The organism is Actinospica acidithermotolerans (assembly GCF_018139625.1).
In the GTDB taxonomy this organism is placed as follows: Bacteria; Actinomycetota; Actinomycetes; order Streptomycetales; family Catenulisporaceae; genus Actinospica; species Actinospica acidithermotolerans.
Genome location: NZ_JAGSOH010000102.1, coordinates 1 through 26,744, shown reverse-complemented (window position 1 = coordinate 26,744; position 26,744 = coordinate 1). Strand labels below are relative to the sequence as shown.

Below are 26,744 nucleotides of genomic sequence, written 5' to 3'. Positions count from 1 at the left end.
CGGATCTGAAGGGCATCATCTCCCCGACCACGGTGGGGATCAAGGCGGCCGCGCAGTACCTGGACGGTTCGCAGTACAAGGGGAAGGTGCTGTTGACCGGGTTGGGGACTCCGAACGACATGCGCGCCTATGTCAAGGACGGCACGGTCGAGGCGTTCGAGCTGTGGGACCCGGCCAAGCTCGGTGAGCTGGCCGCGTATGCCGCGGTCGCGTTGGCCTCGGGGCAGATCACCGGGGCGGCGGGCCAGAGCTTCAAGGCCGGGGCCCTGGGCAGCTTCACCGTCGGGGCGAACGGCGTGGTCACCCTCGGCCAGCCCACCGTCTTCGACAGCACCAACATCAGCCAGTTCAACTTCTGATCCGAACCACTTCCGAACCAACGAACCTACTCGGGTGCGCCGTCCTCTCGGGGGCGGCGCACCCCTCCGCGTTCCTGCCGGTCACCCGACCGGGCTCGGCTGACCGTGGAATCTCGCCAGGACCTGCTGCCTCTGCCGGCCCGTCGGGGCCGCGAGGTCGAAGGGGGTGGCGAGCACGATCGCGGCGGCGCCCTGGGCCCAGGCGGTGTCGTCCCAGGGCTCGACCTCGATCGGGGTCTCGTCCATGGGGGACGGGATGGCGCCGACGAGACCGGCCCGGAAGGCGCGGTCCCAGTGCCGCCAGGCGGACGCCCCCTCTCCCAGCACGATGACGACCTCGGGGTCGAGCACGGTGACGAGAGCGGCGACCGAGCGGGCCAGGATCCCGGCGGCCTGCGCGTACACGGCGGCCGCGCCGGGGTCGCCGCGGTCGGCGAGCTCCTTGAGCCGGTCGAGGCCCTGGCCCTCGTGCAGCACGCCCGCCGCGATGCCCGCGCGGACCAGGCCGTCGGAGCCGACGATGGTCTCCAGGCAGCCCCGGTTGCCGCAGGCGCAGGCCGGTCCCCGCGGATCGACGGGGAAGTGGCCGAACTCGCCGGCGCCGCCGCGTGAGCCGCGGTAGACGGTGCCGCCCGCGACGATGCCGAGGCCGACGCCGCTGCCGATGGTCAGCACGAGGAAGTCGCGGTGGTGGCGGCCGCGGCCGAAGAGCTGCTCGGCGACGGTCAGGGACTTGACGTCGTTCTCGACGAGGACCGGCAGCCCGAGGGCGCCGTGCAGATGGCGGCCGAGCGGGACGTCGGTCCAGCCGAGGGTGGGGGCGTGCACGCGGCCGTTGTCGGGGCTGTCGACGACCCCCGGAACGCCGATTCCGAGGCCCAGCAACGGGATCTCCACCTGCTCCTCGACAAACGGGCGCAGCGCGGAGGCGAGCCGGCCGGCCGCTTCCGGGGCGCGCGCGTCGAAGGCCAGGGTGTGCGAGGCGAGCACGGAGCCGTCGAGCCGCGCCTCGACGATGGCGACGTGGTCGGCCGCCACCTTCACGCCGACCGCGCGGGCCGCGGTGCCGACGAGGCCGATGAGCTGGCCGCGCCGTCCTCCGCGCGACGGGGCCTCCTCGTCCAGCTCCCGCACCATGGCCTGGTCCACGAGGCGGCGCACCACGGCTGTCACCGTCGGCGGGCTGATCTCGAGCTCGCGGGCCACGTCGGCCCGCGACATCGGGCCGGCCCGGCCGAGCAGGGCCAGCACCGCCGTCTGGGTCAGATCGCGTCCCGCGGAGGTTCTCGTGCTCACGTGTGATGCCTAGCCGTTTCTCGTCTCGGTCGAGGGGCGGGCGCCCCGCCGGACCGGTGCGGTCGGCGGGGCGCTTGCCACCTTATGCGTCGGCGCCGATCAGCGCGTCGTGTTTCCGTACAGTGGCGTGCTCGACGAGCTCGCCAGCTGGTAGTGGATCGCGCCGAGGTCGTCGTCGGTCCAGGCACCGGTCGATGGGTTCTGATACGCCAGCTCGACGTCCAGGTACGACCACGAGCCGGTCGCCGCCGATCCGCCGCTGGCCAGCGACGAGATCGGGATCTCCGCCTCGATCCGGCCGGTGGCGGTGTCCCACTGCGGGGCGATCGTGCTCAGGCTCGAGCCCGGCGTCCAGCCGCTCGAACCCGCCGTGAACGTGGCGTAGGTGTTGCTGTCGCTCCACCTGCCGACCAGGTAGTTCATCGAGTGGTCGAGCGTGCGCCCGTACTCGCCGGACGTGGTGCCGGTCAGCGAGCTCGAGTGGTTGAAGTCCTGCGCGTAGACCAGCAACGCGAACTTCGGCGACGTGTTGTACGCCGAGAACGCGCCCGACGTGTTGTCCACGCGGACGTAGATGTTGCTCGCGTCGTTGCTGATGTAGACGTCCCCGATGTCGGTCATCGAGGAGCCGGACTCGCTCACGCCGGACTTGAACGTGTAGTAGGGGACGTTCGTCCACTTGCTCCAGTCAGAGCTCGGCGATGTCGTGATGTTGATCGATGCGTAGTCGCTGGCGTTCGCGTTCGTCGCGTACACCCGCGGGTCGTACTTCCCGCTGTAGGTGAGCGCCGCGAGGATGAACGCCGAGGCGGTCAGCGGCTCCGACATCGTGCTGAGCACCGGCTGGCTGGTCGGCCAGGCGACGGCCTCTCCGGGTGGCATGTAGCCGACGCCGGAGACGCTCGCGTAGTACTGCAGCCGCTCCAGCGCCAGCGTCGACTGCCCGCTGTAGACGTCGTAGATAGTGTCGAACATGGTCATGTTCGGCCACACCGGCTCCGCCGCGCCCGCCTCGTCACCGGCCGGGTCGTACTGGCTGGTGTAGTAGTACGTGTCGCCGGTGTACCGCGCGATCCCGTACGTGTCGTGGGTCAGGTCGGAGTCGATCGTGTTGACCATCGAGGTAGCGCGCGAGGAGCCCGCGTCCACGTCGCCGGTCACGATCAGCGCCATCGACGAGGAGTCGAGCAGCGAGTTCACCGTCGATCCGTCGGTCGCGATGCCCCGGTCGTAGTAGCCGCCGCTCGCGTTCCAAAGGCCCGGGGTGCTCGCCGAGTCGCTGCGCTGGACCGCCGAGAGGATCGTGCTCGCCGCGCCGTTCCAGCCGTCGGCGGTCGATGCGGCGGACTCGTCGTTCGCCAGGACCGCCGCGGCCCGCAGGCCGGCCACGTAGTACGCCTGGGTGAAGACGTTGTACTGGACGGACTCCTCCCAGATGCTGGCGTCGGCGGCGCCGAGGCCGTTGCTCGCGATGTTGGTCTCGACGAAGTTCGCCGCGGCCTTCACCGCAGGCCAGACGGTCGCCAGGAACGTACTGCTGCCGGTGTCCTGATAGTGCTTCAGCGCACCGACCAGGAACTCGCCGATGCTGTCGTACTCGGGTTCCACGAACGAGACGTAGGTGCCCGACCATTCGTCATAGGTGGTATGCCATGCCCCTGTGCTCAGCTGGTTGGCGACCATGAAGTCCCAGAACTTCTCGGCCTCCGCGTAGTGGCCGCTCGCGTCCAGGGCCATCGCGTCGAACGCCGAGTCCCGCATCCAGGCCTTGTAGCCGTACGAACCCTCGTTCGTGGCTGCCGGGATCAGGCCGTTCGTCGGGTTCTGCGAGTTTTTGATCACGACGAGGTTGCGCTCGTACGCGGTGTTGACCCCGGTGTCGGTGGTCGAGACGTTCGTGCCCGAGGCCAGCCAGTTCGCATAGTCGGTCGCGGTGGTGTTGAACCAGTACGCGCCCGTCTCGGAGCGTGCCGTGTCCGATGCGGACTGCGCGGCGGACAGCGTCGTGCCGAGCCCGAGGTAGTAGTACAGCGTCTGGGAGCTGGACGGCGCGATCGTCACCGTGTTCTGGAAGCCGAGGTCGACGTTCGGGGTGCTCTCGGACGCGTTGTCGGCGAGGGTGGCGTTGCCGTCGAACTGGGCCCACGCGCTCGCGGAACTGTCGCTCGCGGTGGTGTCCGAGTCGTTGCCCACCTGGTACGCCGTCGGGGTCTGCAGCGATCCGAGGGTGACTACGTCCTGCCCGGAGGCGGTCATGTTGCCGAACATCGCGTCGCGCGTCGAGTCGTAGGACGCGGAGACGTTGGTGCTGGAGGACGTGTTGTTCAGGTGGACCTGGTCGAGCACCTTCCAGTTGTACGAGGCGGTGCTCGACGGGTTGGTGAGCGTGTACCTCACGACGAGGAACGGCTCGTTCGGCACCATCACGTAGTCGCGCTTGATGGTGATCGGGGTGGCGGAGCCGTTGTAGGCGCCGTACGTGGTGTTGAGTACGCCGTTCTCGTCCAGGTACCCGGTGGATGCGAAGTCGTGCGCCTGGTCGTATTTGACGCTGTCGGTGGCGTCGTCGAAGAAGCCGGTGTAGTCGACGATCTGGTTCGTCGACCACTGGTTGCTCGCGCGCAGTTCGGCGATGCGGGGACCGTAGGACCCGGTGTCGTTCTGGTTGAGCTTGCTCGCGTTCCAGATCGCGGTCAGGTTCGACCAGTTGTTGATGTATTCGCTTGCCGATGACGTCGTCGACGGCGCTGTCGTGGTGTCGGCGGCCGCGACCGCGCCCGTCACGTGCTCGGCGGCCGGCTGTCCGGCGAGTACCGATAACGCGAGGGCGACGGCCGTTGCGAGGCCTGTGAGCGACGTGCGTAGGTAGGGGCGCCCGCGGCGCCGCACTGAAGGGCTCAGCATGCTGCGGATGCTAAATTCGGCGGCTGAATAATGTCAAGGAACAATCTGCGGGCGAAACGGGCTCAGCCGCTCGCGCACGGCTGCCGATACGGCGTTCCCGGGACATATCGGCCCCACTCGGTGCGGGTGAGCGGATCGCCGATGACAGCGCAGATCTGGGAGATCGCGCGCTGCGGATCGAGGATCCACAGCCGGGTGGTGGAGTCCGCGCCGCCGGCGGCGAGCGTCGAGCCGTCGGGGGAGAAGGCCACGGTGTAGATGTGCCCTGACGCACCGGTGACCGACGCGATCAAGGACGGGATGCGCGGGTTGCTCACGTCCCACAGCCAGACCGCCTTGTCGGTGCTACCGGCGGCCAGTGTCCTGCCGTCGGGGGAGAAGGCGACTGCGTAGACGTAGTTGGCCGGGCCGGTCAGCGTGGCGAGCGCGGTCGGTGAATCGGGGGTGGAGGTGCCGAGCAGGCGCACGGTTCGGTCGGCACTGCCGATCGCGAGGATCGTTCCCGCGGGATTGAAGGCGACGCCGTAGACGTAGTTGGTCGGCCCGGTGATGGCGCCGCCGGCCGCTTGCGCCTGCGTGCCGTCGCCGACGTGCCACAGCCGTGCGGTGTCGTCCTCGCTGCCCGCGGCCAACAAGGTTCCTGATTCGTTGAACGCGACGCTGAAGACGTCCCCGGCGAAGCGCGGCGAGAGGGCGGTCTGCGCGACGGTGCCGTCGCCGCCGACGCTCCACAGCCGCACGATGCCGTCGTCGCTCCCGGTCGCGATGTGCCCGTCCGCGCCGAAGGCGACCGACTCGATATAGCTGTGCGCGCCGACGGGAAGCGTGGCGATGATGCTGCCGAGCCGGTATTGATCCTCGACGCGCCAGATGCGCAGCACGCCGGTGGAGTAGCCGACCGCGAGGTACCGGCCGTCCGGAGAAAAGGCGGCGGTCTCGGCCTGACCGGGGCCGGGGATCGCGGCGCCGATCGGCTGGCGCGTGACGGTGCTCCAGAGCTGTAGCGTGTCGCTGCCGACGGCCATGACGTTGCTGTTCGGCGTGTAAGCGATCGTGTTCACGATGCCGACGCCCGGCAGGATCGGCGTCGGCAGGTGCCAGATCCGGGTGACGTAGTCGGCGTCGCCGGTGACGAGCGCGCTCGCGCTGAGCCAGGCGAGCGAGGCGACCGGTCCCGGGTGCGGGAGGGTCGCGGTGACGGACCTGGTCTGCACATTCCAGATCTGCACGTCGTCGTCGCTGCTGCCCACCGCGAGGCTGGTGCCGTCCAGGCTGAACGCGACCGCGTTGACCCAGCTCGTCGCGTCGTGGATCGGCGCGCCGAGGGCGTGCGGACTGTCGGGCTTGCCGATATCCCAGAGGTAGACGTAGCCGTCGCGGCTCCCGGCGGCGAGGGTCCTGCCGTCCGGGCTCACGTCGACGCTGTAGACGATGTTCGTCGGCCCGGTCAGCGGTTTGCCCAGCGGCTGCGGCGCATGTGCGGCCGCTGACGTCGCCGTACTCCAGAGCTGGACGCTGCCGCTCGCGGTCCCGGCGACGAGGACGCCGGCGCTCCGCGAGTACTCCAGGGACTGAACTGCGCCGCCGGGGCCCTTCAGGGTCGGCAGCAGCGACGGTTTCGAGGGGTTCGTGACGTCCCAGCGCCGCACCGAGCCGTCCGCGCTGCCGACCGCGAGCGTCGCATGCTCCGGATCGAACGCTGCCGCATAGACGGTGTCGCCGAGTCCGAGCCGCAGCGTCGCCACGTGCTCGGGCCTGGACGGATCGGCGATGGACCAGAGCTCGACGATGCCGTCCGTGCGCTGACCGCCGCCGCCGACCGCGAGCAGGTCGCCGGCGGAATTGATCGCCACCGCGAACATCGCCGTCGTCGCGGACGCGTGCGTCAGCGAGCCACCCAGGCGCACCGGCCTGCCCGGGAACGTCACGTCCCACAGCTGCGCGGTGCCGTCGGCGTAGGCGGCCGCGAGCACGCGCCTGGTCCCGATGCTCCCGCCGAGCGCGACAGCCTGCACGATCCCGTTCGCGCCGAGCAGCCTCGTCGCGGTCGCCGTGCCCGTCGACTCGATCAGGCTCGCGCGCGAGTCCGCGGTACTCGACATGCGATACGCGGCGACGCTGAGCTGCGCCGCGGTCGCCGTGTCCTCGCTGCGCAACTGGTCGGCCCGGACCGCCGTGGCACGGGACATCGCCTGCTGGCTCGCGCTCGTCGCCGCGTCACGCTGGGTCTGCGCGTAGGCGGCGAGGCCGCCGGCGACGAGCGTGAGTACCGTCAGCGCGCCCACCAGCCGCCGCAATCGGCGGGTGCCGCGCCGCGCGGCCTCGTGCTCCGCGGCTTCCCGCTCGATCGAGGCGCGCAGGAAGTCCCGCTCCAGCGGAGCGAGGTCGGCCTCGTGCTCCGGCCGTGTCGCCCAATCCCGGGCGATCGCCAGCCGCGCGCCGCGCAGCAACTCGTGCGGATCGAGGCCGCTCTCGTTCCAGCGGTCGGCGGCCTCGCTGATCCGCCGCCAGCCGAGCAGGCCCTCGCGGTCGGCCGAGAGCCAGGACTTCAGCCGCGGCCACGCCGTGATCAGCGCTTCGTGTGCCAGCAGGACGTCGTCCCCGTCGGCGGTCAGCAGCCGCTGGTCCACGAACCGCTCGACGATCTCCGCCACGTTCACCTCGGCCGAACCGTCCTGGCGCAGCGCGGCGAGCGAGACCACCCGCCGGGTGTCCGGTGCGTCCGGCGAGACGCGCACGAGCCGCAGCATCAGGCGCCGCGTGGCCTCCTGCTCGGTCGCCGAGAGCGCCGCGAACGCGTTCTCCGCGGTGACCGCGATCGCGTCGCGGATTCCGCCGCTGTCCACGTAATCGGCGACGGTCAGCCGTCGGCCGCGGCTGCGTTCCCAGGTGGCCAGCAGCGCGTGCGAGAGCAGCGGAAGCGCACCGATGTCGTGCGCCGCCGGAGTGGATCCGACCGTCGGCGACAGCTCGCGCAGCAGGACGTCGACGAGCGCGGGCTCCACGTCGGTGCCGCTCTTGCGGGCCGGCTCGACGATCGCGCGGCGCAGCTCCTGCTCCGTCATCGGTGCCACCGCGAGCTGGTTGTTCTGGATCGCGCCCAGCAGCTCCGGATAGCGCAGTGCATTGAGGTAGAAGTCCGCGCGCATCCCGAGCACGACCCGCGGCCGGCCCGGGTGCAGCAGCGCCCTGATGAACGCCGCGCGCTCGGCCTCCGAGACGTCCGAGGCGAAGATCTCCTCGAACTGGTCGACGACGACCACCGACCGCGCGGCGGCCGCGAACAGCTTGGCGCGCAACTGCTCGACCGGCACGGCGCCGGGCGTGATCAGCGTCGTCTCCCGTCCGTCCGCCAGAAGCCGCGGGATCAGCCCCGCGCGCAGCAGCGAGGACTTGCCCGAGCCGGACGCGCCGACGACCAGCAGCGGCACCTTCTCCGCCGGGTCGGCCAGGCGCTCGACCAGCACGTCCGTCAGCGCCTCGCGGCCGAAGAACCAGGCCGCGTCCTCGGTCTGGAACACGGACAGTCCGCGGTACGGCGCCCCGGCGCGCCGCACGGGCGTTCTGCGCACCCGGTTCAGCGCCTCGATCCACAGCGTGTGCCGCTCGCCGCCCTCGGCCGTCAGGCTGAGGATCTTCAGCAGCGGCCCGACGTTCGACGGCAGCGGCAGATGGCTGCCGCGAAGGTAGTCGTGCACGGTGCTGGCCGGCACTCCGCTGGACCGGGCTATCTGCCGGATCGTCAGTCCGGAGCGCTCCTTGGCCGCGGTCAGTTCCCGGCCGAAGTCCTCCGGCGTGGTGACCCGCTCGGGATCCGGCGCGCCGTCCGCCGTCCGTTCATCCTGCGACATGCAATCCCCTGAGAGTCGTGTCCGCCCAAGCTACGAGCCCGGATCGGGCGGCAGGGAGGGGGCTGAGGGGGCATCGGGCGGCCGCCGCGCGCGCCCGGGCGCCCTGTCCGAACCTGTCCGAACCGGTCCGCGCACCCTTTCCGGCGCGCGCGAACGGTGGTGCGCTGAGCCCGCCGACCGGTGCACGGGCACCGGCTGATGCGGAGACGATGGAGGGGAGTCGCCACATGAACAGGTTGCGCGGACCGGAGGAGGACGACGACCGCAACCCGCCGCCGGGACGGGCGCACGGCCGTCACAGCGCCTTGATCCGGACCGGATCGGCCGCCAGGGACGTGCGCAGCCCGGCCAGCAGGCTCGGGCGCAGATGATCGGCCAGCCTCGGCAGGCCGGTGTTGACCTCCGTGTTGAGCCAGTCGAGCACGGCCCACGCGGTCCGTGCCTGATGGTCCATGACCTCGGCGGGTAGATGCGGGGTGTGCGGGTCGAGCGGGCCGTCCGGCAACGGCAGTTCGATCCGCAGATCCCGATGCGCGGGACGGCGTTCGGCGAGCGTCGCCTCGATGCGCTCCAGCAGCAGGGAGCGCTCGCGGTGCCAGCGCGGTCCGTCGAAGGCCGCGTCCGGCTCGGCGGTCATACCCTGCTGACGCGCCGCCCACCAGTCCAGATACGGAGCCGGCGGACGCGCGTAGACGACTCGGGCGTTCGTCGTGCGCAGCGCCTCGAGGGCGCCTCGTTCGTCGGCCGGCTGCGCCCCTGCGAACGACTGCGGGCGCACCAGCACGACCGCGCGCCACGGATCGACCGGCGTCCGCTCCGCGATGTGCCGCGCGACCTCGGTCCACGCCAGCGTCCGGCCGCTCGGCCAGGAGCGCTCGATGGCCATCACCTCGCCGCGCGAGGTCACCGTCATCCCGTTGTGCACGAACACGAACTGCCAGCCGAGCGCCTCGGCGAGCAGCGCGGCCGCGGTGCCCGCGCCGTACCCGGCGCCGATCACGACCAGCGGATGCGGCTCACGCGGGCTCCACGGCGCCGCGGCCCCCGCCGCAGACGCGCCGGTCAGCGCGCTCTGCACGAGCAGGTGCGCCGGCCACCGCTCCGCCGCGGTGCGCCAGGTCTTCGTGTTCGGATCCCCTTGCCAGGTCGTCTCGTCCCCGTTGCGGCGCGCGGCCTCCGTCAGGGCCCGCAGCTCCAGCCGCTCGGCGAGATGGCCGGCGTCCTCCGGCGCGGGCGAGCGCTCGGGCGCGGCGATCCCCTGAGCCGCCGCCAGGTCCACGGCCCGCGCGAGCGGCAGCGGCTCGGCCTCCTCGCGCAGCTTGAACTCGGCGACCGTGTACGTCGGTATCCGGTACCGATCGCCGGACTCGACGACCGAGAGCGTCACCCGGTACCGGCTGCGGCCGGTGGGCGAGGTCAGCAGCGCGTACACCGCCGCGTGCAGCGCGGTCCGGCGCGAGGGCTGCGCGCCGGAGAGCCGGTCGGAGAGCCTGACCATCGTCGTCGCCAGCTGATTCACCAGCTGCGCGGTGCTTCCGGCCTCCGGGGCGAGCACCTCCTCCGCCGGCAGCCAGCCGAGATCCAGGTACAGGTCGACCGTGCGCAGCCCGGCGGCCTGCGCCGCGGCCTCGACGAACTCGCGCGGCAGCCGCCGCTCGCCCGAGTAGCGCTTCTTGACCGTCACCGCGGCGCAGCCGAACCGCCGCCCCATCGCCTGCGGCCGCGGGTCCTCGCCGCGCGCCTCCAGGCCCGCGGCGATCTTCGCCATCACGGCCCTGATCCGCGCGGCCTCCTCCGCGCCGGGCCGCGAACCCTCGTCCTGCGTCGGAACCGCCAACGAAACCTCCACGGGATACCTGGGCGGTGCTCATCGGATACCGGGCAGCGCGCGATCGGCCGACGCGGGCGCCCCGGCCGGTGATTCGCTTATCGGACTACCCGTCCCACCAGTACGGGCACCCCGATCGCAGGGTAGCCCGGCGGGACGGGCGGCGCGGCGCGGTTCGGTCGGGGAGAGGCCGAACCGTGACCGTGCCGAGGGCGGTGGACGAGGTGCTCCGGGTGGGGCGGGCGGCCCGGCGCGGGCCGGGAGGGAGGCGGGCGGCGTGACCGCGCTCGGAGTGTGGGCCGAATCGGCGGGTCCCGATTCGGCGAACGCGGCGGTCATCGAGACGATCTGCGCGGCGATCGTCCTGGTGGTCCCCGGATACGTGCTCGGCCGGGTGGCCGGGCGCGGCGGCCGCGAGCCGGACGCCACTGATCGCGGCATGGCGGTCCGGCTCGCGGCCGACTCGATCCTCGTGCACACGGCGATGATGCCGCTGACGTTCCTGCTGGCCGACTCCGTGCTGCGGCACGGCGCGGCCGGCTACGGCGTGCCGATCTTCCTCTGGCTGGTCGGCGTGTGCCTGCTGGCGCCGGCCGCGCTCGGCGGCTGCGGCCTGTGGCTGATGGCCCGGGATCCGCGCAGCCGGGCCGGAACCCTCGCGCGGATCCTCGGCCACACGCCGTCCAACCGCTTCGCCTACGCCTGGAGCTCGATGTTCACCGAGCTGCCGAGGCACGAGAACGGCTGCATGGCCCGGGTGGCCCTGCGCGACGGCCGCGAGGTCACCGGCTATTTCACGCGCTGGGCGCACGCCTCGGACGACCCGGTCCGCCACGACCTCTACCTCGACGAGGTCTTCAAGCCCGATCCCCTGTCCGACCGCTACCCGGTGTCCGGAGGCATCTGGCTCAACGGCGACGACATCGTCTCCGTCGAGTTCTTCCTCGTCGAGGAGCGGCCCTAGCGAGCAAGGAGTTGCATCAGTGGACGAACAGTCAGAGACCGGCGAGGCGCCCGAGCGGCAGGAGCCGCAACCGCTGGCGCAGCCGCGGGTGCGGACCCACCAGGGCTTCGGCCGGAGCGGCGCGGGCGCGGCGGGCGCCGCCGGGCAGGGCGCGGCGGCGACCCGGGCAGCGGTCCCGGCCCCGACGCCGTCGCCGGAGGGCTCGCCGCAGCAGTCGGCCGTGCCGGAGCAGCCGTCGGCGCGGCGCGAGGAGGCCGGGAAGTGACCGGGGAGCGGGAGTTGCGGCCATGGCGCCGCTGGAAGCTCGCCGAGGACGGCTTCGCGGCGCTGGCCGGGTACGCGCCGACCGGTCCCGTCCGCAGACTGCAGTTCGAGCAGCCGGACGCCTGGACGACGTTGCACGACCCGGTGACCGGCGAACCCAGGCCGGACCGCGCGGAGCAGGCGCGCACGGTCCTGGAGAAGGCCTACGACGCCTTCCGCGCGCAGAAGTATGCGTACAACATCGAGGCCGATCCGTGGACGCTGGAATCCGCCGGCCAGGCCGTGCGCGACCCGTACGCCGTCAAGGAGGGGTCGGGCACGTGCATCGACCTCGCCGCGATGTTCTCGGCCGTCTGCAAGCTCAATGGCCTGCGACCGGTCTTCGTCTTCCTCCAGGGCGAGTCGGGCTCGCACGCGATGGTCGTGGTGGACCTGCTCGCGGGCATCGACGAACAGCTGCACGGCGGCTGGTACCACGAGCTGAACCCGCTGCTGTCCGGGGGAGCGCCGGACGGATCGCCGAAGGCCGCGACCGAGGCGATCGACCGCGCCGTCGCCTGGTCGGCGGAACCTGTGCACGAGGGCTGGCGCCTCGGCCGCCGGTTCGTCGCCGTCGACGTGGTGGCCGCGGCCAAGACCGCAGGCGACGCCGAGGGCGCCCGGTTCGGCGAGGCCTGCCTGGCCGGCGAGCGCAACCTGCGTTCGCAGGACCCGAAGCTGGTCGTGGCCGTCGAGGTCGTCGGGGCGAACGACGCGGGCCTGCTGGAGTACGAGGTCCCGGCGGACGAGCCCGGCCGCCGAGCCCTGCACATCGACCTGCCGCCGGCGGCCGGCACTTTCCATCGTTTCCCCTCGCGGACGGAGGTCACCGACGAGTTGCGCGGCGGCGAGCGCGTCGTACTGCTCGGCCCGTCCGGGAGCGGCAAGAGCCGACTCGCACGGCACCTCGCCGGCCGCTTCGGCGACGATTTCGGCTGGTGGCTCGATGGTTCGAGCACATCGACGCTGTCCGGCCGGCTCGCGGAGGCCGAGAGCCGCGAGTCCGGCCTCGACCCGGCCCTGGTCCTGCACACCGCTGACCGCGACGCGCTGGCCCGCAGCGCACGTGCCCGCCTCGAGAACGCCGTCGGCTCGTGGGTCGTGGTGGTCGACAACGCCGACGGGGATCCCGGCGAGATCGACGACCTGCTGCCCACCCGGCCGAGGGCGAATCAGCTGCTCGTCGTCACGACGACGAACGAGCAGTGGAATCGGCCGGGCTGGCGGGTCGTCAGGCTGCACGAGCTCCTGCCGTACGAGCTGGCCGAGGCCTTCGGACGGGAATGGCCGCCGCGGATGCGCGCGCTGCTCGGCGGCCTGCCGCTGCTCGCCGACGCCACCGTCCGCTTCGAGAGAGCGGCCGGCAAGCCGTGGTGGGAGATCGAACCGGTCCGCGACGGCGATACCGCCGAGGACGTGCCCGCGCGGATCTGGTCCGCGGTGGCGCATCGGCTGGGCGCGCGCGGCGACGCCTGCCGGGCGGCGCAGGCCGCGGCGTGGCTGCCGCCGGTGGACGTGCCCTTCACGGCGCTCGCCGGGATCGTCGCCGAACCCGCGTCGGCAGCGGCGATCGCGGGCTACGGACTGGCCGAGAACGTCGCGGGCGCCAACCGCGGCCTGCGGATACACCGGCTGTTCCGCGGCGCGATGCGTGCCGCCGACGCGCAAGCCCGTTCGGCGTCGGCCGTACTGCGCGCGCAGGCCGCGCTCGATCTGCTCGCGCTCTACTACGACCGGCAGACCATCGACGAACTCCACCGCGCGGCCGTGAGCGAGGGACGCGACGCCCACGAACAGGCCGTGGACCTGCACGGTCTCGGGCTCGCCATCGAGAGGAACGATCCCGAGCGTGCGGCGACGTACCTCACGACGGCACGCGAACTGAACAAGAGCGCGAACGCCGGCGACGTCCTCGACGACGAGAGCGCGCTCATCGAGGTCGACGGTCTGCGCTCGCTCGCCCGGCCGGCGGCGCGCAGGATGGGCCGGCACGCGGGCCGCGAGGACGTGGAGCGGGCGCTCGACGACGCCATCGCCTGGTGCGTCGAAGCCGAGAACCTGTGCCGGGGCCGCGAGGGGAAGTCCTGGCCGATGACCCTCGCACGCACGCGGGCGATGCACGGGATCGCCGTGCGCGGCAAGGGCGGGCTGAACAAGAACACCGACCGGCTCTACGCCCAGGAACTGTTCGAGCAGGCCCGCGAATTGCTCAACGACAGCTACCTGGCCCGTCGCAAGCTCGACGACGGCGCGGGCGGCCCCGACGTGGACCGGGCGCAGTTCAACCTCGCCGGCCTCGAGATCGAGTTCGCCCAGGTGGACCCGCGCAGCAGGGTGACCGCGCACCTCGCCGAGGCCCGACGGCACTACACGGAGGTACTCAAGGCCCGGCAGCGGCGCCTGCGCAGCGACGAGTACGAGGACATCGCAGCCTGCTACAACGGCCTGGCCATCGCGGACTACTTCACCGCGGTGCTGCTGGAGCAGAGCTATGAGGAGAAGTCGGAGTCGCTGCGCCGCGCGTCGGAGAACGCGGTCAAGGCGGCCGAGATCCGCGTCCGGCAGCGCAAGCAGCGCGAGTACGACGGCCCGGACGCGTCGAAGAGCGTCGCCCTGCTCGCGAAGATCAGCCTCGCGCGGCTCGACGTGAACCGGGCCGCCTCCGGCAAGGGCGCCTCCACTCTCGACAGCGTCGTCCAGTTCGGCCTCGAGTGGGGCGGCATGGCACCGAGCAGCACGTGGATGATCGGCTCCGACGGTAAGTCGTCCATCGTGGCGACCCCGACGGACGTGCCGCGGTTCGCGCCGGTGCCCGCCATCGGCGAGCGGCCGGACCTGAAGGCCGACATCGCCAAGTGGATCGCCTCGCCGCCGATGCGCGCGCTCGTCGAGGCGTTCGCATCCCCCGGCGACGACTGGGAGCCGTTCTTCGACGACGATGGCGCCGCGCTCGCGCAGCGGCTCGCGGCCCTGGAGTCGTACACCGACCGCTGGGACACCCGTCGCGGCCAGGAACGCAACCTGTCCGGCGACCTGCCGATGACGCAGTGGCAGTCAGCCCTCGTACTCAACGCCGCCGACGCCCTCGGCCTGCGCAGCCCCGGCACGCCGCGCCGCAGGGACTACGACTACGTCATCCTGCTCGGCGGCCTGATCCGCGCCTGCTTCCAGCGCCCCGCGTACGCGGCCCGGCTGCTCGCGCGCGGCGAGGTCCACGCGGCGGCCGTGGTCGCCCTCGGCGCCCGCAGACCGCTCGGCGGCGACGAGCCGGATCTCGCACGGCAACTCGGCGAACCCGACCTCGACAAGGACTCGGACGAGTTCGAGGCGCTCGACCGCGGCACCCGCGCGGCCTTCGGCCTCGGCAGGCCGATCGCGATCCGCTCCGAGCCGGCCGTCCCCGAACTCGGCCCGCACAGCGCGTGGGAGGAGCGCGTCTACCATCCGGGGAACGGCCCGCGCGTCATCGTCGCCGCGGCCCCCTCCCGTCGCCCCGACGTCGCCCGCGCCGACACGGCAGACGGCTATGCCTGGTTCGCCGGGAACATAGCGAGGCTGGTCCCGGGACAGCGGATTCTCGCCGTGACCACCGACATCTACCGCCCCTACCAGCACCTCGCGGCCCTGCGCATGCTCGCGCTGCCGTACCGCGTCGAGGTGGAGACCGTCGGCCACGCCCCGGCGGGCGTCGAACCCGTGCTGCGCCAGCCGTTCTCGCCCGCGCGCTACCTCCAGGAGATCCGCTCGGCGGTCCAAGGCTGCCGCGCCCTCCTGGCGGCCATCGATTCCCGATCCGAAAGGTGAGTGAGACCCGTGATAGTCATCGTCGTGCTGATCGCCCTGCTCGTGGGCGGAATCGCACTGCTGAAATACCAGGGCGCCAAGGCCTCGACCCCCGCCCACATCGACGTCCAGCGCCTGAGCCTTGAGCGCATCACCGAGATCGGCTCGCGCAGCGCCGGCCTGATCGGCAGCCGCACCCGCCCCGGCGGAGCCATGGACCGCATCGTCTCCCGAGCCGCCGTCCGCCGCCGCGGCGATGGCACCGCCGAGTGGGACGTCCGCAGCGGAGCCGGCGTGATGAGCTTCCGCGTGGAGCAGCGTCCCAACGGCCTTCGCGTCATCGGCGCCGCCACCAGGCAGACCCCTGCCACCCGCAACTCCGCCCACGGCGGCATCTGGGGCCTCTCCTCGGCGATCTGGAACGCCGTGTGCCGCGCGCTGGGCATCCCCAAGAGCCCCGGCCGCCTCCTCGCCCAACGCCGCCGCGTCTTCGCCGCCATAGCCCGCGCGGACTCGGGCAGCAGGGAGCCGGTGAACTGACGAGAGTGCATTCCGGCGGTGTATCAGGGCTGATCTGCCCTGGAGCAGCCGCAATTCCGTGGTAGCGATAGCCGTCGTGCGCGTAGACGTATTCCGCCTCGATCGCGTCCGGGCGGCGCGGCGCTATTGCCCTATCGTTCAACAATCCCTACATTGGCAGTACGGCTTCCGTGCGCCAGGAAAGGGATCCCGCCGATGACGCTTCCCCCGGTCCGGCTCGGCAACATCTCGCCCGCCGCCGCCCGCGAGGTCTTCCGGGCCGGCACCGCTCAGCCGACCAGCGGCCTCGCGCTCGGCCACACCCAGGCCAACCTGATCGCGCTGCCCCGCGAATACGCCTACGACATGCTGCTGTTCGCGCAGCGCAACCCGAAGCCGTGCCCCGTGCTGGAGGTCACCGAGCCCGGCTCGTGGACGTCCGTGCTCGCGCCCGGCGCCGACCTGCGCACGGATCTGCCCGCCTACCGGGTGTGGCGGGACGGCCGGCTCGCGGACAGCCCGCGCGAGGTCAGGGACGTGTGGCGGGACGATCTGGTGACGTTCCTGATCGGCTGCAGCTTCAGTTTCGAGACCCTGCTGCTGGCCGCGGGAGTCCCGCTGCGGCACGTCGAGCAGAGTGTCAACGTGCCCATGTACGTGACCGACCGCGACTGCGTGCCCGCCGGAAGGCTGCGCGGGCCGCTCGTGGTCTCGATGCGCCCGGTGCCGGCCGAGGCCGTGGCCCGAGCGGCCGCCATCACGGCCCTGATGCCGGCCGTTCACGGCGCACCGGTGCACGTCGGCGAGCCCGAGGCGCTGGGCATCGCAGACCTCGACAAGCCGGACTTCGGCGAGCCGGTGACCTTCCACTCCGGCGACGTGCCGATGTTCTGGGCGTGCGGGGTGACGTCACAGACTGCTGTCATGAGCGCGGCGCCTCCCTTCGCCATCACGCATGAGCCCGGCTGCATGTTCATCACCGACGCGCGCGACACCGACTACCGCGTCGCCTAGGCCGCACCCACTGCGTACCGCCGAGACACCGCCGGGTACACCGGCCGAGTACACCGCCGAGATGGAGCTCACGCCATGACCACCAGCATCGACCTCAACTGCGACCTCGGCGAGGGCTTCGGCGCGTGGACGATGGGCGACGACGAGGCGCTGCTGTCCGTTGCGACCAGCGCCAACATCGCGTGCGGCTTCCACGGGGGCGACCCCAACACCATGCGCCGCACCTGCGACCTCGCGGTCGAGAACGGCGTCGCGATCGGCGCTCACGTCGGCTACCGCGACCTGGCCGGCTTCGGCCGCCGCCGCATCGAGATCGCGCCGCAGGACCTGGTCAACGACATCGTGTACCAGATCGGCGCGCTCGACGGCTTCGCCCGGATGGCGGGGGGCCGCGTGTCCTACGTCAAGCCGCACGGCGCGCTCTACAACACGGTCGCCGCAGAGCCCGAATACGCCCGCGCGCTCGCCGAGGCCGTGCTGCGCTTCGATGCGGAGCTCCACGTCGTCGGGCTCGCCGGATCCCCGGGTCTGCACGACGTCGCCGAAGCCGGACTGAACACCGTCGCCGAGGCCTTCGCCGACCGTGCCTACACCGCTGAGGGCCACCTCGTGCCCCGCAGCGTCGAGGGCTCGGTGCTGCACGACGCCGACGAGATCGCGGCCCGCTGCACGGCGCTTGCGCGCAGCGGCGGGATCGAGTCGATCGACGGGGTCAAGGTGCGTGTCGAAGCCCAGACGATCTGCGTGCACGGCGACACCCCGGGCGCGGTTGCGATCGCGCGCCGGGTACGCGAGACGCTGCTCGCCGAGGGCATCACGCTCGCGCCGTTCGCCTTCGCCGACGGGGCGCTGTGATGCGCGTCAAGCCCGCGGGGTCGAGCGCGGTACTCGTCTGCCTCGACGATCCCGACCAGGTCACGGGCCTCTACCGCGAGCTGCAGAGCGCGCCGCCCGCGGGCTACGTCGACGCCATACCGGCGGCCGAGACGGTGATGGTCCTCTTCGACCCCGCGCGCACCCAGGCCGCCGCCATCGCCGCGTGGCTCGAGTCCGCCTCCTCGCGCGCCGCCGGCACGCATTCGGCGGACGCCGACCGCGCCGCACCCCTCGTCACGATCCCCGTCCGCTACGACGGACCCGACCTCGCCGAGATCGCGAGCCAGACGGGCCTGAGCATCGAAGAAGTCGTATACCGGCACACGGCGAACGAGTACGTCGTGGCGTTCTGCGGATTCGCCCCCGGGTTCGGCTACCTCACCGGCCTCGATCCGATGCTCTGCCTGCCCCGCCGGACCGTCCCGCGCACGCGCATCCCCGCCCGATCCGTCGCGATCGCCGACCGCTTCGCCAGCGTGTACCCGAGCACCTCGCCCGGCGGCTGGCACCTGCTCGGCAGCACCGAGGCCGTCATGTGGGACCTCCGGCGTCAGCCTCCGGCCCTCCTCGCGCCGGGTGCCCGCGTCCGATTCGAGGTGGCGAAATGAGCACCGCGAGCACTGCGAAGACCGCGAGCGCTGCGAGCGCTGCGAGCGCTGCGGGGAACGGCTGCGCGCGGACGGCCGGCGGCCCGCCCCCTGCCGTCGCGGCCATCGAAGTCCTCAGCCCCGGGCCGCTGACGACCGTGCAGGACCTCGGCAGGCCCGGGCTCGCCTCCGTCGGCGTCGGCCAGTCGGGCGCCGCCGACCGCGCCAGCCTGCGCCTCGCGAACCGGCTCGTCGGCAACCCCGAGGCGGCTGCCGCGCTCGAGCTGACGTACGGCGGGCTGCGGATCCGCTTCGCCGCCGACGCGACGATCGCGCTGACCGGCGCGCCGTGCCCAGGCGCGCCGATGAACGGGCCCGTGCACATCAGAGCGGGCCAGGAGCTCGCGATCGGCATCCCCGGGGAGGGCCTTCGCACGTATCTCGCCGTACGCGGGGGGATCGACGTCCCCGAAGTACTCGGCTCGCGCTCGACCGACGTCCTCTCCGGCATCGGCCCGCCGGTCCTGGAGAAGGGCATGCGGCTGCCGATCGGGACCCGGACCGCGCGATTCCCCAACGTCGACCTCGCGCCCCCGCAGCGGCTCGGACCGGCCGTCCTCAGGGTGCTGCCGGGCCCGCGCGAGGACTGGTTCGTGCCCGACGCGCTGTCCACGCTCACCGACTCGGCCTACGTCGTCACGAAGGACAGCAACCGGGTCGGCGTGCGCCTCGACGGCTCGGAGCTCAAGCGCAGCGTGCTCAGGGAACTGCCCTCCGAGGGCGTGGTGACCGGCGCCCTCCAGGTCCCGCCGGGCGGAGCGCCGATCCTGTTCCTCGCCGACCATCCGGTCACCGGCGGCTATCCGGTCATCGCGGTCGTCATCGACGCGGACCTCGACCGGGCCGCGCAGCTGCGGGCCGGGGACGCCGTGAGCTTCCGGCCGGCGGCCCGGCCATGAGCGGCTTGACCAGTACCTATGCCGAGTGCGCTGTGAGAGGATGGCGCGGCAGATCAGCGGGAACGGGAACAGCCGTCGGAACGAGGAGCGAACTCGGGCATGGACAGCAGCCTCGGTGAGCGGTTCGCCGACCTGGAGAGGGACCGGCACCTGCTCGGGCGCAGCAGCACCGCGGAGCGCGTCGCGGCCATTCTCCGCGACCGGATCACCGTCGGCCTGCTCCCGCCCGGCACGCGGCTGGTCGAGGAGGCCATCGGCGAGGCCCTCGGCGTCTCCCGCAACACGCTCCGCGAGTCCTTCAGGCTGCTGACACACGAACGCCTGCTCGTGCACGAGCTCAACCGCGGCGTCTTCGTGCGCACCCTCAGCGAGGAAGACGTCGTCGAGCTCTACCGCGTACGCCGCATGATCGAGCTCGCCGCCGTGCGCTCGCTGGCCACCGCCGGGGAGCCGTCGGCCGCCACGCTCGCCAAGGTCGCCGAAGCCGTGACCGACGCCGAGCTGGCCGCCGCCGAAGACCGCTGGCAGGACGTCGGCACCGCGAACCTCCGCTTCCACCGCGCGCTCGTAGAACTCGCCGGCAGCACGCGCATCGAGGAGTTCATGGCGCAGATCCTCGCCGAGCTGCGCCTCCTGTTCCACGTGATGAAGAACCCGCGCCGCTTCCACGAGCCCTACATCGGCCGCAACCGCGAGATCCTCGAAGCACTCGAGGCCCGCGACCTCCCCGGCGCCGAGGCCCTGCTCAGGCAGTACCTCGACGACGCCGAATCCCAACTCGTAGAGGCACACACCGAGCCGCCCAAGCCCGCCGCCTCCTCCTGACCGCGCGTCAGAAGCCCCGCCGAGTACGCACACGCCGCCGCAGCCTTCGCAGAACTTCGGCGCGCCTGTACGCCTAGCGCCCGGACGTCCGTAGGCCCGATCGTCGGCTCGCCGTACGCCCGCTCGCCCGAGCCCCCGCACGCCTGGAGGCCCGCTCGCCCGAGCGCCCGCACCGCACGTCCGCACGCCTGGAGGCCCGAAGGCCCGAGCGAGCGCCCCCACGTCCGCGCACCCGCACGCCCGCACATCCGCATGCCCGCACATCCGCACGTCCGCGCATCCGCACGTCCGCGCATCCGCACGTCCGCGCATCCGCATGCCCGCGCATCCGCATGCCCGCGCACCCTCACGCCCGCGCACCCGATCGCCTTGCCCGGTCGGGCGTTTCGCGTCTCCGAGACCGCCGCTTCTCCGTGTTCTGCTAAAAATGTTGCTCAAGTCTCTTGCTGGATTGTTCAACGATCCCTACATTGAAAAACACCGCAGCGGTAGCTCACCGGAACCGTCGTCAAAGACCCCACCGCACGCTTCTCCCAGCGAGGTGACCCGTGACCGCAACGCCCACCGCACCGATCGACCCCGCAGCCGACGCCGGCGGCCCGACCGCGTCCGCCGACACCGGCGCCCGCCGGCCGTTCGCCTGGTACGCCGCGCTCCCCAAGTCCGGCCGGCGCGCCTTCCTCGGCGCCTTCGGCGGCTACGGCCTCGACGCGTACGACTTCCAGGTGCTGCCGATCGGCCTGACCGCCATCGCAGCCTACTTCCACCTGTCCAAGGGCCAGGCCGGCCTGCTGACGACCGTCACCCTGGTCGTCTCCGCGGTCGGCGGCATCGTCGCCGGCGTGCTGATCGACCGGATCGGCCGCTCCCGCACCATGATGATCACCATCGCCACGTACGCGCTGTTCACCGCGCTCTGCGGCTTCGCCCCGAACTACCCGACGCTGCTGACCTTCCGCGCCTTGCAGGGCCTCGGCTTCGGCGGCGAGTGGGCGGCGGGTGCGGTGCTCGTGGCCGAATACGCCTCGGCCAGGTACCGCGGTCGCACGGTCGCCTTCGTGCAGTCCTCGTGGGCCGTCGGCTGGGCGCTCGCCGTCGTCGTCGGCACCCTCGCCCTCGACCACCTCGGCGGCGGCCTCGCCTGGCGCGTGCTGTTCTGGACCGGCGCGCTCCCGGGCCTGCTCCTGCTCTTCCTGCGCCGCAACGTCTCCGACGCCGCGCCCGCCGCCCTACGCCGCAACGTCTCCGACGCCGCTCCCGCCGCCCTGCGCCGCAACGTCTCCGACGCCGCTCCCGCCGCCCTGCGCCGCAACGTCTCCGACGCCGCGGCCGCCGCTCCGCACAGCTCAGCCCCGGCCCGGCGGCAGGATTCCGCGACCTCCCGACGACCCCTCTCGGCCGCGTTCACGGGCAGGCTCGGCCGGATCACGCTGTTCGCCGCGCTGATGTCCACCGGCGTGCAAGGCGGCTACTACACCGTCGCCACCTGGCTCCCCACGTACCTCAAGCAGGACCGGCACCTCACGGTCGTCGGCACCGGCTCCTACCTCTCACTCCTGATCGGCGGCGCGTTCCTCGGCTACCTCTGCGGCGGCTACCTCTCCGACGGCCTCGGCCGGCGCAAGGCGATCGCGCTGTTCGGCATCCTCAGCGGCGGCATCCTGTACAGCTACATCCACATTCCGCCCGCGGACAACCACGCACTGCTCCTCCTCGGCTTCCCGCTGGGCTTCTGCTTCTCGGCCATCTTCAGCGGCTTCGGCTCGTACCTCGCCGAGCTCTACCCGCACGCCGTTCGCGGCACCGGCCAGAGCTTCACGTACAACGTCGGCCGCGCGGTCGGCGCGTTCTTCCCGACCGCCGTCGGCTTCGAGGCGGGCAGCAAGGGCCTCGGCGGCGCGCTCGTCTACGGCACCGCGGGCTACGCCCTGGCCGTCCTCGCGCTGCTGGGCCTTCCGGAGACCCGGCGCATCGACCTGGCCTGAGCCGCATGTCGGAGGGGCCGGTTACCGTGGACGACGTGATCCTTCAGGCGACGTTGAACGGGCCGCTGACCAAGGCGGACCACCCCGCGGTGCCGGTCACCGCCGACGAACTCGCGCGCGAGGCGGCGGCGTGCGCGCGCGAGGGCGCGGTGGAATTCCACATCCATCCTCGAGACGCGGGCGGCGCGGAAAGCCTCGATCCGGCGACGGTCGACGCCTGCACCCGCGCCGTCCGCCAGGCGACCGGCCTGCCCGTCGGCGTCACCACCGCCGCCTGGATCGAGCCCGATCTCGCCCGCCGACTCGACCTCGTCCGCCAGTGGCACGAGCCCGACTACGCGTCCGTGAACCTCTCCGAGCCCGGCGCGATCGAGATCATCAAGGCCCTGCTGGAGGCCGGCATCGGCATCGAAGCCGGCGTCTGGACCATCGCAGACGCCGAACTCCTCACCGCCTCAGACGTCGCCGAACGCGTCATGCGCCTGATGATCGAGCCGACCGGCGTCTCACCCGCCGACGCGATCCCGCTGGTCTCCGCGATCCACGAGGTCTTCGACCGCGCCGACCTCCACGCCCCGCGCCTCCAGCACGGCGAGGGCGAGGCCGCCTGGATCCTCCTCGAAGACGCCGTCGCCCGCAGCATCGACACCCGCATCGGCTTCGAGGACACCAGCCGCCTCCCCGACGGCTCCCGCGCCGAGGACAACGCCGCGCTCGTCCGCGCAGCCCGCATCCTCGGCGCAGGGGCCTGAGCCGGCGTCAGCCGCGCTTGCTGAAGATCAGCGACACATTCTGGCCGCCGAAACCGAAAGAGTTCGAGAGCACGGCGCGCTGCGGCGTGTCGCGTCGCGCGGTCACGACGTCGAGCTTGATGTCCGGATCGATCACCGTATCGGCGAGGTTCCGGGTCGGCGGGATCGTGTCGTGCTCGACGCTCAGGATCGCGATCAGTGCCTCGACCGCGCCGGCCGCGCCGACAAGGTGCCCCAGGGCGGCCTTCGGAGCGGTGACGGGGATGCCGTCGCCGAATACTTCGGCGATCGCTCCCGCCTCCGCGACGTCGCCGACCGGCGTGCCTGTCGCGTGTGCGTTCACGTGGCTGACGTCGCCCGGACCGAGCGCGGCCTGCCCGAGCGCCTTCCGGATCGCAGTGATTTGGCCAATTCCGTCCGGAGCGGGTGCGGTGATGTGGAAGGCGTCCGACGCGATGCCCGCACCTGCGAGGACGGCGTGTACCTGTGCTCCGCGCGCGGCGGCGTGTTCGGCGCTTTCGAGCACCACGACCGCCGAACCCTCCCCGAGCACGAATCCGGTGCGATCCGCGGCGAACGGCCGTGACGCTGAGGCGGGATCGCCCTTGTGCCGGGAGAGTGCTGCGGCCTGGACGAAGCCCGCGATCGTGAGTGGCGCGATCGCGGCCTCCGTGCCGCCGGCGATGACCACGTCCGCCTCTCCCGACCGGATCAGCCGGGCGCCGAGCGCGATCGCCTCGGCGCCCGACGAGCACGCGGACACCGGCGTGTACACCCCCGCGCGGGCGCCGTACTCGATGCTCACCAGGGCGGCGGCGCCGTTCGGCATCAGCATGGGCACCGTACGCGGAGACACCCGCCGCACGCCGTCGCGCTCCAGCACGTCATCCTGCTGAAGCAGGGTTTTGACTCCGCCGATGCCGGTGCCGATCGCCACCGCCAGCCGGTCCGGGTCCGCGGCCGGCGAACCGGCGTCGGCCCACGCCTCGGCCGCCGCGACGAGCGCGGCCTGCTGGGAACGGTCAAGCCGCCGTGCCCGCACGGCGGGCATGCGGTCCGCTGGGTCGACGGCCATCGATCCGGCGATCGTGACCGGCAGTTCGGCGCCCGAGAGCAGACCGTCGGCCTCGTCCCGGATGCCCGACTCCCCGGCCAGCAGCGCCGCCCAGGTCGAGGCGACGTCCCCGCCGAGCGGGGTGACCGCGCCGAGCCCGGTGACCACCACTGCGCTGCCTGCCATCCGCCCACTCCCTCGTCTTGTATGACGTACAACTCCTGAAGCACGTTGTATCACATACAATTTGCCGATGGCCACCGACTCGAAGTCCCGCGCGCCGCTCGAACCCGCTCAGGAGCGCGGGCGTTCCACGCGGTACCGGATCATCGAGCAGACCGCGCGGCTGTGCACGGAGCGGCCGGGCGCGGAGCCGAGCGTGGCGGAGATCGCCGCCGCGGCGGGTGTATTCCCCAACCAGGTCACGTACTACTTCGGATCCAAGGACTCGCTGCTCGTGCACGCGGCGTTCCTCGGTCTGCTGCACGACGCGGAGGCGATCGAATCCGTCGGCTTCGGTGCAACGGACGCCGCGATGTTCCGCGCTGAGATCGCGCCCGCGGTGCTCGCGATGCCCTCGTTGCCGAGCGTCGCGCGTGCACTCGCGGCCGGGGTCTCCCGGCCCGCGCTGGCCCCGGTCGTCGACAAGCACCTCGACCTCCTCGTCCGCCAGTCAGCCCGCTATCTACGACGGCTGATGCGGGAGCGCGGCTGGAGCCTGGCGCGTACGCCGGAGGTCGAGGCGCGCACCTTCTGGAGCGCCGCGCTCGGCGCCGTGCTGCTCGCGCGGGCCGGATCCGGCACCGCCGCCGCGGATCTCGACCTCGCCGGAACGCTGACCGTGCACGAGGGCTAATCGGGCACGAGGGCTGAATTGGGCTTGACGCCCCGCCGCTGGGCGGTCGAAGCCGAATCCCATCGCGGCGAAGTCAGTAAAGTTTCTTGACAACGCGATGGTCTAGTCCAATCATCTGTCTCACACCGGCCGGTGTCAGTACCCTTCCTGTCCCACATCCACCAGGAGAGGCCCATGCTCCGACCACGCCGTACCTTCCTCGCGTCCGCGGGTACCGCGCTCCTGCTCGCCGCCGCCTCCGCGGGGCTGAGCGTCCTCACCGCGGGGGGCGCCTCGGCGGCGAGCGTGAACACGCCGCTGCCCGCGCACGTCTTCGCGCCGTACTGGGAGGCCTACAGCGGGGACGACCCGCTGGCCGAGGCCCAGGCGTCGGGCGACAAGTACCTGACCGCCGCCTTCATCCAGACCGCCTCGGCGGGGTCCTGCACGGCGTACTGGAACGGCTCGACCAGCCAGCCGATCGCCTCCTCGACCTGGGGAAGCGACTTCTCGACGATGCAGGCCGACGGCGGCGGCATCATCCCGAGCTTCGGCGGCTACACGGCCGACCACGACGGGACCGACATCGCCGACAGCTGCACGAGCATCAGCTCGATCGCCGCCGCGTACGAGAGCGTGATCACCACCTACAACGTCTCGCGGATCGACCTCGACATCGAGGACAACTCGCTGACGAACACCGCCGGCTACACCCGCCGCAACCAGGCCGTCGCGCAGGTCGAGTCGTGGGCGGCGGCGAACAACCGGACGATCCAGTTCTCGTACACGATGCCGACCACCACCACCGGCCTGACCTCGAACGAGATCAGCATCCTGCAGAACGCCAAGACCGAGGGCGCGACGGTCAGTGTCGTGAACATCATGACGTTCGACTACTACATCGGCACGACGCAGGAGATGGCCACCGACACCGAGTCGGCGGCGCAGGGGCTCCACAGCCAGCTGCAGTCGCTCTACCCGGGCGACTCGTCCTCCCAGCTGTGGGCCATGATCGGCGTCACCGAGATGATCGGGATCGACGACTACGGCTCCGCCGAGACCTTCACCGAGGCCGACGCGTCCACGGTGCTCGCCTGGGCGAACCAGCAGGGGATCAGTACCCTGTCGTTCTGGGCGCTGGAGCGGGACAACGGCGGCTGCGTCGGCACCGGCGGCTCCGACTCGTGTTCGGGGATATCGCAGTCCACGTGGTACTTCAGCAACAAGTTCGCGCCGTTCACCAGCGGCTCGACCACGACGACGAACGGCTTCTCGGTCGCGGTCTCGCCGACCTCGGGTTCGGTCGCGGCCGGGTCCAGCGCGACGGCGACGGTCTCGACCGCGGTGACGTCGGGCTCCGCGCAGTCGCTGGCGCTGACCGCGAGCGGGGCCCCGTCGGGTGTCACGGTGTCGTTCAGCCCGAGCTCGGTCACGGCCGGAAGCTCCTCGACGGTGACCTTCGCGACGACCTCGTCGGCCGCGAGCGGTTCGTACCCGATCACGATCACCGGCACCGGTTCTTCGGGCACTGAGACGGCGACGTACACGCTCACGGTCACCGGCGGCTCGTCGGGCGGCGGCGGCTCGCTGACCAACGGCGACTTCGAGACGGGCGCGCTCAGCCCGTGGACCTGCCAGTCCGGCGACGCGGTGCAGAGCACGACCGTGCACTCGGGCAAGTACGCCCTCGAAGTAGTGCCGACCGGGAGCGCGACCGGCGAGTGCGACCAGGCGGTGACGCTCAAGGCGAACACGGCCTACACGCTCAGCGGCTGGGTCGAGGGCAGCTACGCGTTCATCGGCGTGTCCGGCGGCGCGACGACCGACACGTGGAGCTCGTCGAGCTCGTGGAACCAGCTGAAGCTGAGCTTCACGACCGGCTCGTCCGGCGCGGTGACGGTCTACGTCCACGGCTGGTACGCGCAGGGGAACGTCTACGCCGACGACTTCACGCTGACGGCGAACTGACCCGGTCCGCCGGGCGGATGAGGAGTCCCCGGGCGGCGGGGTGCTATTTCGCCTCGCCGGCCGGAGGCTCCCCGCCCGGCCC

The 26,744-nt window shown here is 72.0% G+C and carries 19 protein-coding genes; 14 read left to right on the top strand and 5 right to left on the bottom strand.

Annotated elements, in window-relative coordinates; all coding sequences use genetic code 11:
• Window positions 1-359 (top strand): substrate-binding domain-containing protein (locus KDK95_RS26295; protein WP_212520979.1); only part of this gene is annotated, 359 nt, incomplete at its 5' end.
• Window positions 360-440: 81 nt separating this feature from the next.
• On the opposite strand, the gene KDK95_RS26290 is transcribed toward KDK95_RS26295, so the two are convergent.
• The 4 genes from KDK95_RS26290 to KDK95_RS26275 all read right to left on the bottom strand — a co-directional run bounded on the left by KDK95_RS26290 (window position 441) and on the right by KDK95_RS26275 (window position 10,247).
• The gene (locus KDK95_RS26290; protein WP_212520978.1) at window positions 441-1,655 is read right to left on the bottom strand and encodes an ROK family transcriptional regulator; all 1,215 of its coding nucleotides are present in this window, start codon (window positions 1,653-1,655) and stop codon (window positions 441-443) included.
• A gap of 99 nt (window positions 1,656-1,754) precedes the next feature.
• On the bottom strand, window positions 1,755-4,559 hold the full coding sequence (locus KDK95_RS26285) for a glycoside hydrolase family 15 protein (RefSeq protein WP_212520977.1): 2,805 nt from the start codon (window positions 4,557-4,559) through the stop codon (window positions 1,755-1,757).
• Between the two features lie 62 nt (window positions 4,560-4,621).
• A complete protein-coding gene (locus tag KDK95_RS26280; protein ID WP_212520976.1) occupies window positions 4,622-8,410 on the bottom strand; it encodes an nSTAND1 domain-containing NTPase in 3,789 nt (1,262 codons plus the stop codon).
• A gap of 295 nt (window positions 8,411-8,705) precedes the next feature.
• The gene (locus tag KDK95_RS26275; RefSeq protein WP_212520975.1) at window positions 8,706-10,247 is read right to left on the bottom strand and encodes a hypothetical protein; all 1,542 of its coding nucleotides are present in this window, start codon (window positions 10,245-10,247) and stop codon (window positions 8,706-8,708) included.
• Window positions 10,248-10,515: 268 nt separating this feature from the next.
• On the opposite strand from KDK95_RS26275, the gene KDK95_RS26270 reads away from it, so the two are divergent.
• From KDK95_RS26270 to KDK95_RS26220, 11 genes are all read left to right on the top strand, one after another.
• On the top strand, window positions 10,516-11,202 hold the full coding sequence (locus KDK95_RS26270; RefSeq protein WP_212520974.1) for a DUF6338 family protein: 687 nt from the start codon (window positions 10,516-10,518) through the stop codon (window positions 11,200-11,202).
• 19 nt (window positions 11,203-11,221) lie between these two features.
• A complete protein-coding gene (locus KDK95_RS26265; RefSeq protein WP_212520973.1) occupies window positions 11,222-11,467 on the top strand; it encodes a hypothetical protein in 246 nt (81 codons plus the stop codon).
• Window positions 11,464-15,309 carry a hypothetical protein gene (locus KDK95_RS26260; protein ID WP_212520972.1) on the top strand — a complete coding sequence of 1,282 codons (3,846 nt, stop codon included), beginning with the start codon at window positions 11,464-11,466 and terminating at the stop codon, window positions 15,307-15,309. The genes KDK95_RS26265 and KDK95_RS26260 overlap by 4 nt, the downstream gene beginning before the upstream one ends.
• A 9-nt stretch (window positions 15,310-15,318) precedes the next feature.
• Entirely contained in the window at window positions 15,319-15,828 is a 510-nt protein-coding gene (locus KDK95_RS26255; RefSeq protein ID WP_212520971.1) for a hypothetical protein, read from the top strand.
• 195 nt (window positions 15,829-16,023) lie between these two features.
• On the top strand, window positions 16,024-16,821 hold the full coding sequence (locus KDK95_RS26250; RefSeq protein ID WP_212520970.1) for a putative hydro-lyase: 798 nt from the start codon (window positions 16,024-16,026) through the stop codon (window positions 16,819-16,821).
• Window positions 16,822-16,896: 75 nt separating this feature from the next.
• Window positions 16,897-17,676, top strand: a complete 780-nt coding sequence (locus KDK95_RS26245) for a LamB/YcsF family protein (RefSeq protein ID WP_212520969.1) — start codon at window positions 16,897-16,899, stop codon at window positions 17,674-17,676.
• On the top strand, window positions 17,676-18,305 hold the full coding sequence (locus tag KDK95_RS26240; RefSeq protein ID WP_212520968.1) for a 5-oxoprolinase subunit B family protein: 630 nt from the start codon (window positions 17,676-17,678) through the stop codon (window positions 18,303-18,305). Before KDK95_RS26245 ends, KDK95_RS26240 begins: the two co-directional genes overlap by 1 nt.
• Window positions 18,302-19,243, top strand: a complete 942-nt coding sequence (locus KDK95_RS26235; RefSeq protein WP_212520967.1) for a 5-oxoprolinase subunit C family protein — start codon at window positions 18,302-18,304, stop codon at window positions 19,241-19,243. The genes KDK95_RS26240 and KDK95_RS26235 overlap by 4 nt, the downstream gene beginning before the upstream one ends.
• Window positions 19,244-19,342: 99 nt before the next feature.
• Window positions 19,343-20,068 (top strand): GntR family transcriptional regulator, encoded by a 726-nt coding sequence (locus tag KDK95_RS26230; RefSeq protein ID WP_212520966.1) that lies wholly within the window; start codon window positions 19,343-19,345, stop codon window positions 20,066-20,068.
• A 548-nt stretch (window positions 20,069-20,616) separates the two neighbouring features.
• Window positions 20,617-22,053, top strand: a complete 1,437-nt coding sequence (locus KDK95_RS26225; protein ID WP_212520965.1) for an MFS transporter — start codon at window positions 20,617-20,619, stop codon at window positions 22,051-22,053.
• A gap of 26 nt (window positions 22,054-22,079) precedes the next feature.
• Complete coding sequence (locus KDK95_RS26220; protein WP_212520964.1) at window positions 22,080-22,805, top strand: 3-keto-5-aminohexanoate cleavage protein; 726 nt, start codon at window positions 22,080-22,082, stop codon at window positions 22,803-22,805.
• A 7-nt stretch (window positions 22,806-22,812) separates the two neighbouring features.
• Here the strand turns inward: KDK95_RS26220 and KDK95_RS26215 are convergent, their stop codons facing one another.
• A complete protein-coding gene (locus KDK95_RS26215; protein WP_212520963.1) occupies window positions 22,813-24,045 on the bottom strand; it encodes a beta-ketoacyl-[acyl-carrier-protein] synthase family protein in 1,233 nt (410 codons plus the stop codon).
• Window positions 24,046-24,112: 67 nt separating this feature from the next.
• Between KDK95_RS26215 and KDK95_RS26210 the strand changes: the two genes are divergently transcribed.
• Window positions 24,113-24,715 (top strand): TetR/AcrR family transcriptional regulator, encoded by a 603-nt coding sequence (locus KDK95_RS26210; protein WP_212520962.1) that lies wholly within the window; start codon window positions 24,113-24,115, stop codon window positions 24,713-24,715.
• Window positions 24,716-24,889: 174 nt separating this feature from the next.
• Entirely contained in the window at window positions 24,890-26,662 is a 1,773-nt protein-coding gene (locus tag KDK95_RS26205; RefSeq protein ID WP_212520961.1) for a carbohydrate binding domain-containing protein, read from the top strand.
• The last annotated feature ends 82 nt before the right edge of the window (window positions 26,663-26,744 follow it).

Excerpts from the sequence above, each read along its gene's own strand:
- KDK95_RS26280 (WP_212520976.1), bottom strand. The coding sequence starts at position 8,410 with ATGTCGCAGGATGAACGGACGGCGGACGGCGCGCCGGATCCCGAGCGG.
- KDK95_RS26205 (WP_212520961.1), top strand. The coding sequence starts at position 24,890 with ATGCTCCGACCACGCCGTACCTTCCTCGCGTCCGCGGGTACCGCGCTC.
- KDK95_RS26250 (WP_212520970.1), top strand. The coding sequence starts at position 16,024 with ATGACGCTTCCCCCGGTCCGGCTCGGCAACATCTCGCCCGCCGCCGCC.
- KDK95_RS26210 (WP_212520962.1), top strand. The coding sequence starts at position 24,113 with ATGGCCACCGACTCGAAGTCCCGCGCGCCGCTCGAACCCGCTCAGGAG.
- KDK95_RS26235 (WP_212520967.1), top strand. The coding sequence starts at position 18,302 with ATGAGCACCGCGAGCACTGCGAAGACCGCGAGCGCTGCGAGCGCTGCG.
- KDK95_RS26230 (WP_212520966.1), top strand. The coding sequence starts at position 19,343 with ATGGACAGCAGCCTCGGTGAGCGGTTCGCCGACCTGGAGAGGGACCGG.
- KDK95_RS26240 (WP_212520968.1), top strand. The coding sequence starts at position 17,676 with ATGCGCGTCAAGCCCGCGGGGTCGAGCGCGGTACTCGTCTGCCTCGAC.
- KDK95_RS26245 (WP_212520969.1), top strand. The coding sequence starts at position 16,897 with ATGACCACCAGCATCGACCTCAACTGCGACCTCGGCGAGGGCTTCGGC.
- KDK95_RS26215 (WP_212520963.1), bottom strand. The coding sequence starts at position 24,045 with ATGGCAGGCAGCGCAGTGGTGGTCACCGGGCTCGGCGCGGTCACCCCG.
- KDK95_RS26285 (WP_212520977.1), bottom strand. The coding sequence starts at position 4,559 with ATGCTGAGCCCTTCAGTGCGGCGCCGCGGGCGCCCCTACCTACGCACG.